This is a genomic window from Leifsonia sp. Root1293, assembly GCF_001425325.1.
Taxonomy (GTDB): domain Bacteria; phylum Actinomycetota; class Actinomycetes; order Actinomycetales; family Microbacteriaceae; genus Orlajensenia.
The window spans coordinates 1,096,950-1,112,997 of sequence record NZ_LMEH01000001.1; the positions used below are offsets into that span (position 1 = coordinate 1,096,950).

The window sequence follows — 16,048 nt, forward strand, 5'->3', positions numbered from 1 at the left end:
CAGTGAGCTTCACAACAGTGTCAGCAGGCCGTATCCCCGTTCTCGACCTCTCCCCGCAGATCAACGATGATCTGTGGCCGGCGAAGGCCTTCGTCGGGGAGGTGGTTCCCTTCCGCGCGACAGCCTTCAGGGAGGGTCATGACCTCATCGGCGTCGAGCTGGTGATCACGGACCCGACTGGCGCGGCATCCGTGCACCGGATGACTCCGCTCGCGGCCGGCACCGATCGCTGGGAGGCGCAGGTGCTCCTCGACGTGCAGGGCGAGTGGACCTGGCGCGTGCGGGCGTTCGCCGACGACTTCGAGACCTGGGTGCACAACGCCGAGCTCAAGGTTCCGGCCGGTGTCGACGTCGAGCTGATGTTCACGATCGGAGCGCAGCTGCTCGCGGGTGCTGGAGCAGACAAGGCCCGCCCTCTCGCCGACCGCAGGCTCCTGAGCGCCGCCGCGAAGAAGCTGGGCGATGCCTCCAAGCCGAATGCCGCCCGACTGGCCGTCTCGGCCGACCCCCGCCTGCACGAGATCATCGGGCGCCACCCCGTCGCGAGCCTCGAGTCGCACTCGGCTCCGCGCGTCATCCGTGTCGAGCGCACCAGGGCCGGACGCGGGTCGTGGTACGAGTTCTTCCCTCGCTCCGAGGGTGCGAAGAAGCTCCCAGACGGATCATGGAAGAGCGGAACCTTCCGCACAGCGGCGAAGCGGCTGCCCGCCGTCGCGGCGATGGGCTTCGACGTGCTGTACCTGCCCCCCATCCACCCGATCGGCCGCTCGTTCCGCAAGGGCCCGAACAACACCCTCGACGCCGGACCCAACGATCCGGGGTCACCGTGGGCCATCGGCTCCGCCGAGGGCGGGCACGACGCCATCCATCCCGACCTCGGCACCCTCGCCGACTTCCGCTACTTCGTCGGCAAGGCCCGGGAGGCCGGGCTGGAGATCGCGCTCGACTTCGCCCTGCAGGCATCCCCGGACCACCCGTGGGTGAAGGAGCACCCCGAGTGGTTCACCACCCTGCCGGACGGCACCATCGCCTTCGCCGAGAACCCGCCGAAGAAGTACCAGGACATCTATCCGATCAACTTCGACAACGACCCGGAGGGAATCCGGCAGGAGTCGCTGCGGCTCATCAGGCACTGGATCGCGCAGGGTGTGCGCATCTTCCGAGTCGACAACCCGCACACCAAGCCGCTCGACTTCTGGGAGTGGCTCATCGGCACGGTCAATGCCGAGAACCCCGACATCGTGTTCCTCGCGGAGGCGTTCACGAGGCCAGCACTCCTGCAGGCACTCGCGAAGGTCGGATTCCAGCAGTCGTACACCTACTTCACCTGGCGCAACACCAAGGAGGAGCTCGAGGAATTCCTCACCTCGCTGTCGACGGAGACAGCCGACTTCCTCCGCCCGAACCTGTTCGTGAACACGCCGGACATCCTCACCGAGTACCTGCAGTTCGGCGGGCCGGCGGCCTTCACCATCCGGGCGGCCCTCGCAGCGACGATGGCACCGACCTGGGGCGTCTACTCGGGCTTCGAGCTGTTCGAGGCCGTCGCACGGCCCGGCGCCGAGGAGGCCATCGACAACGAGAAGTACGAGTACAAACCGCGTGACTTCGCCGCCGCCGAGAAGTCCGAGCGCTCGCTCGCCCTGTTCATCGGCATCCTGAACCACATCCGGTCCACGCATCCGGCCCTCGGCCAGCTGCGCAACATCCGCTTCCACGGCAGCGACGACGACTCGGTGCTGGTGTTCTCCAAGCACATCGACGGAGCCTTCACGCCGACCGGGGAATCCGACTCGATCATCGTCGTCGCCAACGTCGACCCGCACTCGGTGCGCGAGACGACGGTGCACCTCGACCCGACGGCGTTCGGCATGGCAGCCGATGCGCCATTCGAGGTGCACGACCTCGTCACAGGTTCGGTGTGGACCTGGGGCGAGCACAACTACGTGCGCCTCGACTCGTTCACGACACCGGTGCACATCCTCCACGTCCGACCCGTCTCAGCGACGGATGCAGCATCGAAGGGAATCCCCGCATGACACGCGACGACGCCGAGGTCGCCCTGGGGCTGCCCGAACTCTCCCACGAACTGCTGGCGACGCTCGCGACGGGCAGCCACTTCGACCCGCACTCCGTGCTGGGCCAGCACCTCGTCGACGCCGACGGCGTCGGCGAGCCCGTCACGGTCATCAGGGCGCTGCGCCCGCTCGCCGAGAGCGTGCACGCCGTGCTCCGCTCCGGCGCCCACATCGAACTCGCGCACATCGGCTACGGCATCTGGCAGGGCGTGAGCGTCCTCGGCGTGCAGGACTACACCCTGGAGACCCGTTACGCCGACGGCGCCCACTGGGTCGCCGACGACCCGTATCGCTACCTGCCGTCGATCGGCGAGCTCGACCTGCACCTCATCGGAGAGGGCAGGCACGAGCGACTGTGGGACGTCCTCGGGGCGCACTACCGCGAGCACCTCGGGGTCACGGCCAGCACACGGGGAACGTCCTTCACCGTCTGGGCACCTCGCGCCCGCGCCGTGCGCGTCATCGGCGACTTCAACGGGTGGGACGGGATGCAGCACTCGATGCGCAGCATGGGCGGGTCTGGTGTCTGGGAGATCTTCGTGCCGGAGTTGAGCACGGGCAGCGCCTACAAGTTCGAGCTGCTCACCCAGGGCGGCGAGTGGGTGCGGCGGGCAGACCCGATGGCCAGGTACACGGAGGTTCCTCCAGCGACGGCATCCGTCATCGGCGAATCGAGCTACACCTGGAACGACGACGCGTGGATGACGAACCGCGCCTCGCACGACGTGCACGACGACCCGATGAGTGTGTACGAGCTGCACTTCGGCTCGTGGCGGCCGGGCCTGAACTACCGCGACGCGGCCGATCAGCTGATCGAGTACGTCGGCGAGCTGGGCTTCACGCACGTCGAGTTCATGCCGCTGGCCGAGCATCCGTTCGGCGGATCGTGGGGGTACCAGGTCACCGGCTACTACGCGGTGACCAGTCGCTACGGCCACCCCGACGACCTGCGCTACCTGATCGACCGGCTGCACCAGGCCGGCATCGGCGTGCTCATGGACTGGGTGCCGGGGCACTTCCCCAAGGACGAGTGGGCGCTGGCCAACTTCGACGGTGCGCCCCTCTACGAGCACCCCGACCCGCGGCGCGGCGAGCAGAAGGACTGGGGAACCCTGGTCTTCGACTTCGGCAACCGCCAGGTGCGCAACTTCCTCGTCGCGAACGCCTTGTTCTGGCTCGAGGAGTTCCACGTCGACGGCCTGCGCGTCGACGCCGTCGCCTCGATGCTCTACCTCGACTACTCCCGCAAGGACGGCGAGTGGGAGCCGAACATCCACGGCGGCCGCGAGAACCTCGAGGCGATCTCGTTCCTGCAGGAGGCCACCGCCACCGCCTACAAGCGCAACCCCGGCGTCGTGATGATCGCCGAGGAGTCGACGAGCTGGAAGGGCGTCACCGCGCCCACGTCGGCGGGCGGGCTCGGCTTCGGCTTCAAGTGGAACATGGGCTGGATGCACGACTCGTTGCAGTACATCCAGGAGGACCCGATGTACAGGTCCTACCACCACAGCGAGATCACGTTCTCCTTCCTCTATGCGTTCAGCGAGAACTTCATGCTGCCGATCAGCCACGACGAAGTCGTGCACGGCAAGGGCTCACTGCTGGCCAAGATGCCCGGCGATCATTGGCAGAAGCTCGCCAACGTGCGCGCATACCTCGCCTTCATGTGGGCGCACCCCGGCAAGCAGTTGATCTTCATGGGCCAGGAGTTCGGTCAGCCGTCGGAGTGGAGCGAGGAGCGCGGACTGGACTGGTGGGTGCTCGACCAGCCGAGCCACCGAGGCCTCTTCGACCTCGTGGGAGCACTCAACCGCGTCTACCGGGAGAACCCGAGCCTGTGGGCCCTCGACAACGACTCGAGCGGCTTCGAGTGGATCGACGGCGGTGCAGCCGAGCAGAACGTCGTCTCGTTCCTCCGCAAGGACGGCAACGACGACGTGATCGCCTGCATCATGAACTTCGCCGGCAACCCGCACAGTGATTATCGGGTGGGCCTGCCCATCGCCGGACGCTGGGACGAGATCATCAACACGGATGCCGAAGCCTACGGCGGTTCCGGGGTGGGCAATCTCGGCGGCGTCGAGGCGACCGACACCCCATGGGCAGGGCGTCCCGCCTCGGCGGCGGTCACCCTGCCGCCTCTCGGCGGGTTGTGGCTGAAACTGCGTCGCTGAGCGGGCCACCCCTGGTCGAGTAGGCCGCCACCGCTGGTCGAGTATGCCGCCACCGCTGGTCGAGTAGGCCGTGAGCGGAGCGAACAGCCGTATCGAGACCACTGTGATCTCGATACGCGACCTCGCTCCGCTCGGGCGCTACTCGATCAGCGGGAAGCGGCTACTCGATCAGCGGGAGACGGGCGCTCCTCGATCAGCGGGAAGCGGGAGACGGCGGGAAGCAGCGAGCGTCAGTACAGCAGCGCCGTCAACCGACGACGGGCCGGAGCCACGCGGGGGTCTTCGAGGCCGACGACCTCGAAGAGCTCCAGCAGGCGCTCCCGCACCACGTTCTTGCCGGCTGCATCGAGCTTCGGGAACACCGTCAGCAGGCGATCGAAGGCATCGTCGATGTGTCCACCCGACAGGTCGAGGTCTGCGACGTCGAGCTGGGCGTCGAGGTCGTCTGGTTCTGCAGCAGCGCCGTTCCGGATCTGGTCGATGGTCTTGCCCTGCAGGCGGAAGAGCAGGCTCACCTGGGCGAGACCGGCGACGGCCTCGTGATCGGCCGGATTCTGGGCGATCGCCGTCTTGTAGTGGCCGATGGCCGCGGGGTAGTCGCCGGCCTCGATGGCCGCATAGGCCTCGGCGTGGTGCGGGGGCAACGGCTTCTCGACGGGCTCGGGGCTCTCGGTCGCGGCATCGGCATCGAGAGCGGATGCCGTTCCGGTGACGCCGTTCTGAGCGGCGAGCTGCAGCAACTGCTCGAGCACTCCACGCACCTGCTCCTCGGGAACGACGCCGGCGAACAGCGGAACCGGCTGGCCGGACACGATGGCCGCTGTGGTCGGGACCGACTCCACCCGGAACGCCTGCGCGAGCTGCGGGTTGGCCTCCGCCTGCACCGTCGCCAGCACGAGGCGGCCACCGAAACCGCGCACGAGCCTCTGCAGTACGGCGGTGAACGCCACAGACTCCTCAGCCCAGTCGGCGGCCAGGTCGACGATCACGGGCACGTGCTGCGAGAGCTCGAGCACCTCGCCGAAGTTCTCATCGGTTCCGTTCAGCACCAGGCTCGGGACCTGGACCGCCGCGCCCGACGGCGCTCCGCCGACTCCGGCACCGGATGCGCCTCCCGGAGTACCCGGGGCGCCGGGCTTGGGCCGGTTCGCCAGCGAGGAGAGATCGACCGCACCGCTCAGGCGGGACGGCAGAGGGGGCAGGTTGGTCACGGTACCTCCGAGGCAGAGACGAGTCCCTGCGAGAAGCCGAGGAGCTTGATCTTCTCGGTCGAACCCGCAGGAGGAACGTAGAACAGGATCTGGTCGCCATAGGTCTGGGTCACGCCCTTGGCGGAGTTCTCGACACCCGAGTAGGCCTTGGCCGCGTTCTGCGGCGACACGGTGCCGCCATCGATCGGCTTCACCGTCTCTGTCTCCTCGATGTTGGCGGTGACGACGGCGCCGGAGTCGTTCGTCGCGAGCGCGAAGGTGAGACCCTCCCCGGGCTCGTTCGTGAACTCGATCGCCGCCGTTGCCGGCAGATCCGCGCGGCGCTTCTCCTTCGTGGCGACGCCGACCTGGGCGAGCAGCGGATCGCTCTCGGTGTCGAAGAGCGGGTAGTACTGGCTCTTGTCGCCCTGGAGAATGATGTCGGAGTAGGCCGCGGCCACCTGATTGGGCGGCAGCAACAGGAACTCGGAGTCCGGCGCCACGATCGGGGACCCGATCACGGCCGGAGCGAGCCCCGGCACCGTGGCGTCGGCGGTGAGCGAGACCGCGTAGCGAACGAGGTAGTTGGCTCGTGGCGATTCCTGGGTCATCACGAGGGCCGTCGGCTTCGTCGTCGGGTCATCCTGGTTCTGGATGACCGTCATCACGAGGCGCGGCCAGGAGTCCGTCTGCTGGGGGGCCGTCACCACGACCGGCGATGCCGGGATCGCGTCAGGAGCCGGTTCATCCGGAAGGGTGGCCCGCACCTTGTAATTGGCCTCGCGCAGCTTCAGGGCCGGCCCCGTGAACCGGGTCTTGATCGCGTCGACGTTCAGCGCCTTGTCGGCGTCGCCGGCCAGAACCGCGATCTTGCGCACGATGCGCTCCAGCTGGGGCACCGTGACGGCCGGGGGTTTGATGTCCTCGTCGGCGATGGGCTCCGGGGTGGAATCGGAGGTGGCCGTCGCCGAGGCCGATGCCGATGTGGTCGGCTCCGGTCCGAAGGTCGGCCAGTAGTCCGCCGAGCATCCGCTCAGGGCCAGGCCGCCGATCAGGATGACGGGCAGCACGGCGACGCGGGGTGCGCGGCCGATCGCACGTCGCCCGCCACCGCTCCCGGTCACTTCTTTGATGGTCTTCGGCTTCGGCGCTCGGGGAAGCTTCGGCATCCGGGGCCCCTTCGGCATATTGCGTCGCGGTCGACGGGAACGGCGCAGGTGAAGAAGCGCCAACAGGTAGCTCACGAGGCCGACCAACAGCAGCACGAGACCGCCGACGATGAGCGGGCCGGCCCACGGCGTCGAGTTGTCGAGCGGCCACGTGATCGTGATCTTCGATGGAGCCGGCTCGCTGCCGTCGCCGGCGACGAGGAGCGAGTAGCCCTCGGGGATGCTGAGGGTCGCGCTGACGCTGCCGGTTCCGGAGTACTCCTCGAGCCAGAGGTCGCTGCCCGCCGGGTTGGCCGTCGGATCGGCCACCTTGGCTGCCGCGTCTGCGGTGGCGTCGGCTGCGGCATCTGCCGCCGCGTCCTCTGCAGTGGCGGGAGGAGCTGGGGTGGTGGCGCCGGGGCTCGGTGTCTCCGTCGGAGACGCCGTCGGCGTCGGGGACGGAGTCGGATCCTCGGCGGGCGCGGGAGCCTTCGTCGTCAGTTCATTCGTCTTCTTGTCGAAGCGGACGGTCTCGAACGGCTCCTCACCGATCCAGGCGGTGACGTCGGCGGCACGGCCGAGGGCCATCATCACGGGCCCCGACCCTGAGACCTTCACGGTCTGCGCTCCGGGGTGGGCGAGCAGCGCGCTCGCGTCGATGACGGAGTACGGATCGCCATCCTGGGTGGTGACGGCCAGCTCGATGCTCGACGGTTCGAGCAGCACGGTGCGCTGGGCGATGCCGAACGCGATCATCACTGCCGCGACGAAGAACGCCGCAATGGCTAGAACGAATCGCACGTAAGAACTCTCCTCGTGTGCCGGATGCACAGACCCCCCAGACTAACGGATCGACTCCTGAGAGTCCCCTCAGCACTCACCGCCCGCCCCGGATGGGGTCGTATGCGATAGCAGGGCGACACCCACTAAAATCATCAGCGGCGTGCATGCTCCCCCCGGCTGCCGCATCGACAAGGAGTGTTAAGTGGCCGACGAGACAGAGTTCACCCAGGTCTTCCGCGGATACGACCGGGACGAGGTCGACAAGGTCATCCAGGGACTGCGCCGCGATGTCATCACGTCGAACAACCACGCCACCGAGGCCGCCAAGGACATCAAGCGTCTCAACGCCCGCATCGACGAGCTGAGCGCCGAACTCGAGGAGGTCGGCAGCCCGACGTTCTCAGGCCTCGGCACCAAGCTGGAGAACACCCTCCGCGTCGCCGAGGAGCAGTCCACCCGTCTCATCGCCCAGGCTGACATCGACGCCGAGAAGCTGCGCAGTTCGGCATCCGGCGAGGTCGAGAAGATCCGCAGCCAGGCCAACGACCAGGCCGAGCGCGTTCTCAACGACGCCAGAGGCAAGGCAGCGCGCATCCTCGACGACGCACGCATCGAGGCCGACGATGTCGTCACCCGTGCCAAGGAGCAGCAGGAGCTTCTGACGCAGGATGCCGCACGCGACGCCTCGGCCATCCGCGGAGCCATCGCCACCGAGGCAGCAGAGCTGCGCGCCACGGCCAAGCGGGAGACCGCCGCGATCCGCGCCGAGGCCGAGCACGAGGCCGCCGAGATCCTCGTCGTGGCCAACCGCGAGGCATCCGAGGCCCGCGAGGCCGCCGCGGGCCTCGCCCAAGAGACCGAGCAGACCCGGGCGGAGGTCGCCCTCGAGCTCGATCAGGCCCGCGCGACACTCGCCCGCGAGACCGAGCAGGCCCGGATCGACCTCGCCCGCGAGACCGAGCAGGCTCGCCTCGACCTCGAGCGCGAGAGCGCGGAGGCGCGCCAGGCCATCGACGCCGAGATCGCCGAGGCCCGCACGGCGCTCGACCACGAGCTCACCCAGCAGCGCACCGACCTGCAGCGCGAGATCGACGCGACCCGCGCAGAGCTCGCCCTCGAACGCGAGCAGGCCAAGACCGATCTCGCCCGCGACTCCGAGGCGGCCAAGCAGCGGCTGGAGCACGAGCTGGCGCGTCTGCGCGCCCGTCACGACGCCGACGTCGAGCAGTCCCGTGCCGACCTCGCCCTCGAGCACGATCAGGCCAAGGCCGACTTCGAGGCGGATGCCGAGCAGGCGCGCATCGATCTCGAGAACCAGCTCTCGGCCATGCGCAAGAAGGCCGACCACGAGGTCGGCAAGCTGCGTCGGGAGACCGAGCAGGCCCGCATCGACCTCGATGTCGAGCTCAAGGCCCGCCGCGACGAGGCGGAGCAGGAGCATCTGGCTCGCCATCAGGAGGCGGTCTCCCAGACGCAGAAGTTCCTCGACGACGCGAACGCCCAGCTCGCGGAGGCCATCGCTCGCACCAAGGAGAACCGTGCTGAGGCTGACCGCCTCGACACCGAGGCCAAGGCCGAGTCGCGTGCCCTGGTCTCCCAGGCCGAGTCGGATGCCGCCGAGGCGATCAGCGAGGCCGAGGCCCGTGCCAAGGAACTCATCGCCGAAGCAGACGAGCGCACCCGTGCTCTCGTCTCCGACGCCGAGGACCGCCTCTCCCAGATCCGCATCGAGCGCGACGCCGTCGCCGGCTACTTCGAGAGCCTGCGCAGCGTGCTCAAGCAGGCCGAGCAGGTTCGGGCCGACGGCGAATAGCCGCCGCCGAGCCGGAGCGCTGAATCCGTGAAGATCCAGAATGCCTTCAGGCTCGGCCTGATCGGAACGCTCGGCGTGGGCCTCGGCCTGCTCATCATCTTCTCGGTGGTGCAGCTCTCGACGATCCTCACCTACGTCGGAGCGGCCCTCTTCCTCGCTCTCGGCCTCGACCCCGTGGTCTCGTGGCTCGAGTCGAAGCGGTGGCCGCGCTGGGCGGCGATCCTCGTGGTTCTGGTCGGCGTGCTCGGCCTCGTCGCGGGGCTCGTCCTGCTCGTCGTGCCGATCATCGTGTCGGAGACCTCGAAGTTCATCACCCAGATCCCGTCGATCGTCGACCGGGTGGCGAGTCCCGACTTCATCGGCCAGCTGCAGGACCAGTTCCCGGCCTTCGACGTTCCGCTGATCGCCGACAGCATCACCAAGTCGATCAATGACTTCGTGGCGGACCCGACCAAGGTCGGGGACCTCGCCGGCGGAGTGCTGGCGATCGGCATCGGCATCGGTGCCGGGGTGTTCGCAGTGATCATCGTGCTCATCCTGACGCTGTACTTCACGGCGTCGCTCGGATCGATCAAGCGTGCGACCTACCAGCTGGTGCCGGCATCCAAGCGCGAACGGTTCTCAGACCTGACAGAGCAGATCACGGCATCCGTGGGTCGATTCGTCGTGGGTCAGGTGAGCCTCGGCCTCATCAACGGCGTGCTCAGCTTCATCTTCCTGTCGATCATCCAGGCGCCCTTCCCGGCCGTGCTCGCGTTCATAGCGTTCTTCCTGTCGATCATCCCCCTGATCGGTACGATCTCAGGATCGGTCATCATCGTGCTGGTGTGCCTCATCCCGGGGCTCGGTTCCCCACTCACGGCCCTCGTCGCCGCGATCTACTACCTCGTCTACATGCAGGTGGAGGCATATGTGCTGAGCCCGCGCATCATGAGCCGCGCCGTCGCCGTGCCCGGTTCCGTCGTCGTCATCGCGGCCCTCGCCGGTGGCGCGCTGCTCGGCATTCTCGGGGCACTCATCGCCATCCCCGTCGCCGCGTCGATCATCCTGATCATCAAGCAGGTCGTGATCCCCAGGCAGAACGAGCTCTGAGAGCGGAGCCGGCGCCGAGACGACGGAGCGGCCGTGCGGCCGGTCCGGCGCCGGTCTAGTCGGCCGGCCAGCGCGTCGGGAGCGGCAGTGCGGCGGGGTTCACGACGCGCACGATCTCGTCGAGCACGCGGCGAGTCTGCGTCTCCCCCACCCAGAGGTGCTTCGCGTCGTCGACGCCGATCACCTCGGCCTCGGGAACCGCGGCGAACTTCTCCAGCGCCTCGGGCGGCTGCAAAAAGTCATCGTGCTCGGGAACGAGGGCGACCATCGGGTGTCCGCTGCCCGCCCAACGGGCCAGCTCGGCCGGACTGGTCCGACGCAGCGGCGGGGAGAGCAGGATGACGCCTTCGATCGGATGCTCCAGGCCGTGCTTCAGGGCGAGCTCCGTTCCGAACGACCAGCCCACCAACCACGGATGCGGCAGGCCGCGCTCGGCCACGAAGTCCATCGCCGCTGCCACGTCCTCGCTCTCGGTCACGCCGTCGCCGAAGGCGCCGTCGCTCGTGCCCCGGGGCGACGTCGTCCCCCGGGTGTTGAAGCGGAGCACGGCGAGGTCGGCCAGTGCCGGCAGTCGTCCCGCAGCCTTGCGCAGGATGTGCGAGTCCATGAAGCCGCCGTGGGTGGGCAGCGGATGCAGCGTGACGAGCGTCGCCACCGGCGGGCGGTCGAGCGGCAGCGCGAGCTCGCCGACGAGCCTCAGCCCGTCGCTCGTGCGCAGCTCGATGTCCTCACGGACGGCCGGAAGGTCGATGCCTCCACGGATCTCCTGCGTCGCGGTGTCTGTCAACGAATCCTCTTCTCGTGCTGCATCCGTCAGCGGATGCGCCAGCAGTGGTTGTGCCAGTGCCGACGATCGGCCAGCGCGGCGGCATCGCCGAGCAGGGCGTCGGCACGCCAGGCGACGACGTGGGCGATGCCAGGATCGATGGCGAGGGAGCATCCGGGGCACACATAGCTCTTGACGGCCTGAGGACTCGATACCGGCTGCACGTTCCAGCTTCCGTCGCGCTTGGTCTCCGTGCGCCGCCAGCCCGCCATGAGACGGCTCAGGTCGTCGTCGGGCTCGTCATCTCCCCGGCCGCGCCCGCGCTGCGGCGGACGGTTGGAGCGGGGCATGGGTCCAGTCTAAGCGCGGCGGCTCAGTACCAGCCGGCGTCCTCGGAGTGCGCCCACGCACCGCAGGGGCTGCCGTAGCGGTCGCCGATGTAGCCGAGTCCCCAGGCGATCTGGGTGGCGGGGTTGGTCTCCCAGTCGCCGCCGGCGCTGCCCATCTTCGAGCCCGGAAGCGCCTGCGGGATTCCGTAGGCTCCGCTCGAGCTGTTGCTGGCGTAGACGTTCCAGCCGGACTCGCGGTCCCACAGGGCCACGAGACAGCCGAATTCGCCGTCGCCCCAGCCGCGGGCGTGCACCATGTCGAGGGCGATCGCCTGAGCCGATCCGGGGTCGGGATCTCCTGCGGGAGGAGCCCAGCTCGAACCCGCCTCCTCCTCGACGGCAGCCGGCTCGATGATCACGGGCTCAGGCTCGGGCTTGGCCATGACGTCGTAGCCGTCTCGCTGGATCGTCACCTCGTACTCGCCGGCGACGTCGAGAGCCTGCACGTCGGATGGGTCGTACGCCTGCGGCACGCGGAAGTAGGGGGATGCTGTTGCGCCCGAGTACGGGTCGACCACGTTCACGAGGACGAAAGCCGCACTGGCGGCGAAGGCGAAGACGAAGAGTGCCGCGCGAGACCGGGAGCGGGGACGGACCGGGGCGGGTCGCTTCATCGGTGTCGCCACCGCGACAGCGGTCTTGACGGGGACGAGTACTCCGGAATGCCTACCCACGATTCCTCGATGCTAGCCCAGAACCTCCCGCGAGGACCACACCTCGCGTCGCGTGGCTCACCGAACCGCCAGCATGACGTCGACGACGCTGTCGAGCACGATGTCGACCTGGGCCTCGCGGTAGCCGCCGCGCTGCGGACGGAAGACGGCGGTGCGCACGTCGTCGACGGTCAGCGCGTAGCCGTCCTGGAAGTACCGCGTGAGCTTGGCCGCGAACTTGTCGACGTCGGCGACGCTGTATCCCTCGGTGAGGAGACTGGTGCGCTGGAACCGGTGTCCCTTCTCGCGGGCGAGCCGGTTGAGGATGACCTGCGCGGTCTGGCGAGCCTCGCGGTACCACTCCTCGTTCCCAGCCTCCTGCAATGCCCGGTCCCGCTCGCGTGCCGCGAAGGCATCCTCGAGCCGCTCCAGTGCCGCGTCGACGTGCTGCGTCGAGTAGCCGCCCTTCTGCATCGAGAATGCAGTGCGACGGATGTCGTCGGCCACCAGCGTCGCCGTCGTCGGGTCGGCGTCGTAGGCGACGCGCGCTTCCGCGAGGAACGCCTCGACCTGGTCGACGTTGTAGCCGGGCTTGCCTCTACCGGCGCGGGGGAAGGTGGTACTCACGGGATCATTCTGCCAAACAGATCAGGCGAAGATGAGGAACAACGCGTACGTGATCACTGCCGACGGCAGGATCGAGTCGAGCCTGTCGAGGAATCCGCCGTGGCCCGGGAGCCAGGAGCTCATGTCCTTGATTCCGAGGTCGCGCTTGAGCAGCGACTCGGCGAGGTCGCCGATGGTCGCCGAGAGCACGATCGCCACGCCGAACACCAGGCCGAACCACCACGGCATCTGCAGCATGAGGGTGGCCAGGAGCACTCCGCCGACGAGGCTCGCGGCCACAGCACCGGCGAAGCCCTCCCAGGTCTTCTTGGGACTGATGCGGGGAGCCATCGGATGCCGTCCGAACGAGAGGCCACTGGCGTAGGCGCCGGTGTCCACGGCGATCACGAGGATCAGGAAGGCGAGGATCCAGTACTCGCCTCCCTCGCGCGCGAGCAGGAGCACGGTGAAGCTCATGAACAATGCGACGTACATCAGCACGAAGATGCCGGAGCCGACGTCCCGCAGCAGCGAACTGCCGTCGACCCGGCGTCCGGGAAGCATCGTCTCGATCAGCCGCCAGAGCGTCACCAGGGCGATACCGCCGATGAGGCCCAACCACTGGCCGGCCCCCGACCAGAACCAGGTCAGGGGGATCATGGCGACGGTGGCGAACACCACGGGGATGACGGGCACCAACCGGCCCGACCTGCGCAGGCCCTGACTCAGCTCGTACGCGGTGAAGAAGACGATGAACGCACCGAAGAGGAGGAACAGCTCCTTGACGACGATGAGGCTGAAGAGCATGGCGAAGCCGAGCGCGAGACCGATGAGGATGGCGAGGATGAGATTGCGGCCCGTGCGGGCCTGGATCTTCTCGCTCGTCGCCTCGATCTTGCCGCGGGTCGCCTCGAACTGACGCTCGATGTCAGCGCGCGTCGATTCGAGCTGACGCTCGATGTCGGCACGCGTCGACTTCACCTGGGCCCGGACCTCGTCGCGTTTCGCTTCTCGCTTGCGCCTCGAACCCCGGGATTGCGGCGCGGGTTCATCAGGAGAGGACATGAGCCCTAGACCTCGAGGAGTTCGGCTTCCTTGCGCTTCAGTGCGTCGTCGATGGCGTCGACGTGCGTCTTGGTCACCTGCTCGAGTTCCTTCTCGCCGCGGGACACCTCGTCATCGCCGACCTCGCTCTTGAGGGCATCGAGCTCGTCCTTGGCCTTGCGGCGGATGTTGCGCACGGACACCTTGGCGTCCTCGCCCTTGCCGCGGACGATCTTGACGAACTCCTTGCGGCGGTCTGCCGTGAGCTCGGGCAGGGTGACCCGGATGATGTTGCCGTCGTTCGACGGGTTGGCGCCCAGGTTGGGCGTGTCGCGGATGGCCTGCTCGATGTCGCGCAGGGCGCTCTTGTCGTAGGGGGTCACGACGAGCGTGCGGGCCTCGGGGTTGGCCAGAGACGCGAGCTGCGCCAACGGCGTCGGCGTGCCGTAATAGCTCACCATGATCTTCTGGAAGAGCTGGGGGTTCGCACGCCCGGTGCGCACGGACGAGAAGTCGTCTTTGGCGACTTCGACGGCCTTGCTCATACGGGCTGCGGCATCGGACAGGACATCCGCGATCACGGTGACTCCTTCTGGAAGGGACTTGTAGGAAAGCTTAGTTGCTGACGACGGTGCCGAGGTCGGCACCGAGGATGGCGGCGGTCACGTTGCCTGCCGGCTCCATGCCGAACACCTGCATGGGCATGTCGTTGTCCATGCACAGACTGAACGCCGTGGAGTCGACCACCTTGAGGCCCTGCTGGAGCGCCTCCTGGTACGTGATCCGGTGGATCTTCTTGGCGTCGGGGTTGCTGCGCGGATCGTCGTCGTAGACCCCGTCGACGCCGTTCTTGGCGACGAGCACGACATCGGCCTCGATCTCCAGCGCACGCTGGGCGGCGACGGTGTCGGTGGAGAAGTACGGCAGGCCCGCACCGGCGCCGAAGATGACGACGCGGCCCTTCTCGAGGTGGCGCTCCGCCTTGCGGGGAATGTAGGGCTCGGCGACCTGGGTCATCGAGATCGCCGACTGCACGCGCGTCTCCAGCCCGGCCTGCTCGAGGAAGTCCTGGAGAGCCAGGGCGTTCATGACGGTGCCGAGCATGCCCATGTAGTCGGCGCGTCCACGATCCATGCCGCGCTGCGAGAGCTCTGCTCCGCGGAAGAAGTTGCCTCCTCCGACGACGATCGCGATCTCGACCTGGGTGGCGGCATCCGCGATCTCCCGGGCCAGCGCACTGACCACGTCGGGGTTCACGCCGAGCGATCCCCCGCCGAAGGCCTCGCCCGAGAGCTTGAGGAGCACGCGCCGCCTCGTGTGGGTTCCGTTCATACTGGACGCATCCTTTTCCTCGACTGTATTCAACCTACTGTGCCCCGACTGCGGGGCGTGCCACCGGCCGCGCGATGGCAGAGAAAAAGGAGCCCGGATCGGTGACGATCCGGGCTCCTCTCACTGATTCTGCTACGCGCCGACCTTGAACCGGGCGAAGCCCGAGATCGTCAGTCGGGCATCGGAGACGACCTTGGCGACGGACAGCTTGTTGTCCTTCGCGTAGTCCTGCTCGAGCAGGGCGACCTGCTTGAAGTAGGCGCCGACGCGACCCTCGATGATCTTCGGGAGGGCGGCCTCGGGCTTGCCCTCCTCGCGGGAGATCTGCTCGACGATGGCACGCTCCTTGTCGACGGCGTCAGCCGGGACGTCCTCGCGGGTGAGGTACTCGGGGTTCGCGAAGGAGATGTGCTGCGCGATCGACCGGGCGGTCTCGGCGTCGGTACCGGAGTAGCCGACGACGACGCCGACCTGCGGGGGCAGGTCCTTCGACGTCTTGTGCAGGTAGATCGCGAAGTTCTCGCCGGAGACGAGGGCGACACGACGCAGCTCGATCTTCTCACCGAGGATCGCGGCCTCGCCGTCGATGAGGTCGGCGACGGTGCCACCGTCTGCGGGGGCCGCGAGGCCCTCGTCGACGGATGCAGCTCCGGCCGCGGCGACAGCCGCGAGCACCTTCTCGGACAGCGCGACGAACTTGTCGCCCTTGGCGACGAAGTCGGTCTCGCAGGCGAGCTCGATCAGCGTGGCGGTTCCGTTGCCGTTCTCGACGGCGGCGACGAGGCCCTCGGAGGTGGAGCGGTCGGCACGCTTCGCGTTGCCCTTCGCACCCTTGAGCCGGAGGATCTCGGTCGCCTTCTCGACGTCGCCATCGGCCTCGACGAGCGCAGCCTTGGTGTCGGACATGCCGGTACCGAGCTGCTCGCGCAGTGCCTTCAGGTCGGCGATGTTGAAGTTAGCCATAGATGACTTCTCTCTCG

The 16,048-nt window shown here is 68.0% G+C and carries 14 protein-coding genes; 4 read left to right on the top strand and 10 right to left on the bottom strand.

The window, feature by feature from the left end:
* Positions 1–2: 2 nt before the first annotated feature.
* Together ASC59_RS05080 and glgB are read left to right on the top strand one after the other, a co-directional pair.
* Positions 3–2,039 (top strand): alpha-1,4-glucan--maltose-1-phosphate maltosyltransferase, encoded by a 2,037-nt coding sequence (locus ASC59_RS05080; RefSeq protein WP_200942332.1) that lies wholly within the window; start codon positions 3–5, stop codon positions 2,037–2,039.
* Positions 2,036–4,252: a 1,4-alpha-glucan branching protein GlgB gene (gene glgB, locus ASC59_RS05085; protein WP_055819069.1), complete on the top strand. Its 2,217-nt coding sequence runs from the start codon at positions 2,036–2,038 to the stop codon at positions 4,250–4,252. Before ASC59_RS05080 ends, glgB begins: the two co-directional genes overlap by 4 nt.
* Positions 4,253–4,482: 230 nt before the next feature.
* Here glgB and ASC59_RS05090 read toward each other — a convergent pair whose 3' ends face one another.
* The gene (locus ASC59_RS05090; RefSeq protein ID WP_055819072.1) at positions 4,483–5,463 is read right to left on the bottom strand and encodes a tetratricopeptide repeat protein; all 981 of its coding nucleotides are present in this window, start codon (positions 5,461–5,463) and stop codon (positions 4,483–4,485) included.
* The gene (locus tag ASC59_RS05095) at positions 5,460–7,391 is read right to left on the bottom strand and encodes a hypothetical protein (protein WP_055819075.1); all 1,932 of its coding nucleotides are present in this window, start codon (positions 7,389–7,391) and stop codon (positions 5,460–5,462) included. Before ASC59_RS05095 ends, ASC59_RS05090 begins: the two co-directional genes overlap by 4 nt.
* 184 nt (positions 7,392–7,575) lie before the next feature.
* On the opposite strand from ASC59_RS05095, the gene ASC59_RS05100 reads away from it, so the two are divergent.
* On the top strand, positions 7,576–9,186 hold the full coding sequence (locus tag ASC59_RS05100) for a DivIVA domain-containing protein (RefSeq protein ID WP_055819078.1): 1,611 nt from the start codon (positions 7,576–7,578) through the stop codon (positions 9,184–9,186).
* A 27-nt stretch (positions 9,187–9,213) separates the two neighbouring features.
* A complete protein-coding gene (locus ASC59_RS05105; RefSeq protein ID WP_055819081.1) occupies positions 9,214–10,278 on the top strand; it encodes an AI-2E family transporter in 1,065 nt (354 codons plus the stop codon).
* A 55-nt stretch (positions 10,279–10,333) separates the two neighbouring features.
* On the opposite strand, the gene ASC59_RS05110 is transcribed toward ASC59_RS05105, so the two are convergent.
* The 8 genes from ASC59_RS05110 to tsf all read right to left on the bottom strand — a co-directional run bounded on the left by ASC59_RS05110 (position 10,334) and on the right by tsf (position 16,031).
* Positions 10,334–11,065: an alpha/beta hydrolase gene (locus ASC59_RS05110; RefSeq protein WP_055819084.1), complete on the bottom strand. Its 732-nt coding sequence runs from the start codon at positions 11,063–11,065 to the stop codon at positions 10,334–10,336.
* Positions 11,066–11,091: 26 nt separating this feature from the next.
* On the bottom strand, positions 11,092–11,394 hold the full coding sequence (locus ASC59_RS05115) for a hypothetical protein (RefSeq protein ID WP_055819087.1): 303 nt from the start codon (positions 11,392–11,394) through the stop codon (positions 11,092–11,094).
* A 23-nt stretch (positions 11,395–11,417) separates the two neighbouring features.
* The gene (locus tag ASC59_RS05120) at positions 11,418–12,107 is read right to left on the bottom strand and encodes a lytic transglycosylase domain-containing protein (protein ID WP_235492576.1); all 690 of its coding nucleotides are present in this window, start codon (positions 12,105–12,107) and stop codon (positions 11,418–11,420) included.
* 57 nt (positions 12,108–12,164) lie between these two features.
* Complete coding sequence (locus ASC59_RS05125; RefSeq protein ID WP_055819093.1) at positions 12,165–12,713, bottom strand: DivIVA domain-containing protein; 549 nt, start codon at positions 12,711–12,713, stop codon at positions 12,165–12,167.
* Positions 12,714–12,734: 21 nt separating this feature from the next.
* Entirely contained in the window at positions 12,735–13,673 is a 939-nt protein-coding gene (locus ASC59_RS05130) for a phosphatidate cytidylyltransferase (RefSeq protein ID WP_235492577.1), read from the bottom strand.
* An 89-nt stretch (positions 13,674–13,762) separates the two neighbouring features.
* Positions 13,763–14,317 carry a ribosome recycling factor gene (gene frr / locus ASC59_RS05135; protein ID WP_055819096.1) on the bottom strand — a complete coding sequence of 185 codons (555 nt, stop codon included), beginning with the start codon at positions 14,315–14,317 and terminating at the stop codon, positions 13,763–13,765.
* Positions 14,318–14,351: 34 nt separating this feature from the next.
* A complete protein-coding gene (gene pyrH / locus ASC59_RS05140; protein ID WP_055819099.1) occupies positions 14,352–15,068 on the bottom strand; it encodes a UMP kinase in 717 nt (238 codons plus the stop codon).
* Positions 15,069–15,200: 132 nt separating this feature from the next.
* Complete coding sequence (tsf, locus tag ASC59_RS05145) at positions 15,201–16,031, bottom strand: translation elongation factor Ts (protein ID WP_055819102.1); 831 nt, start codon at positions 16,029–16,031, stop codon at positions 15,201–15,203.
* Between the last annotated feature and the right edge of the window lie 17 nt (positions 16,032–16,048).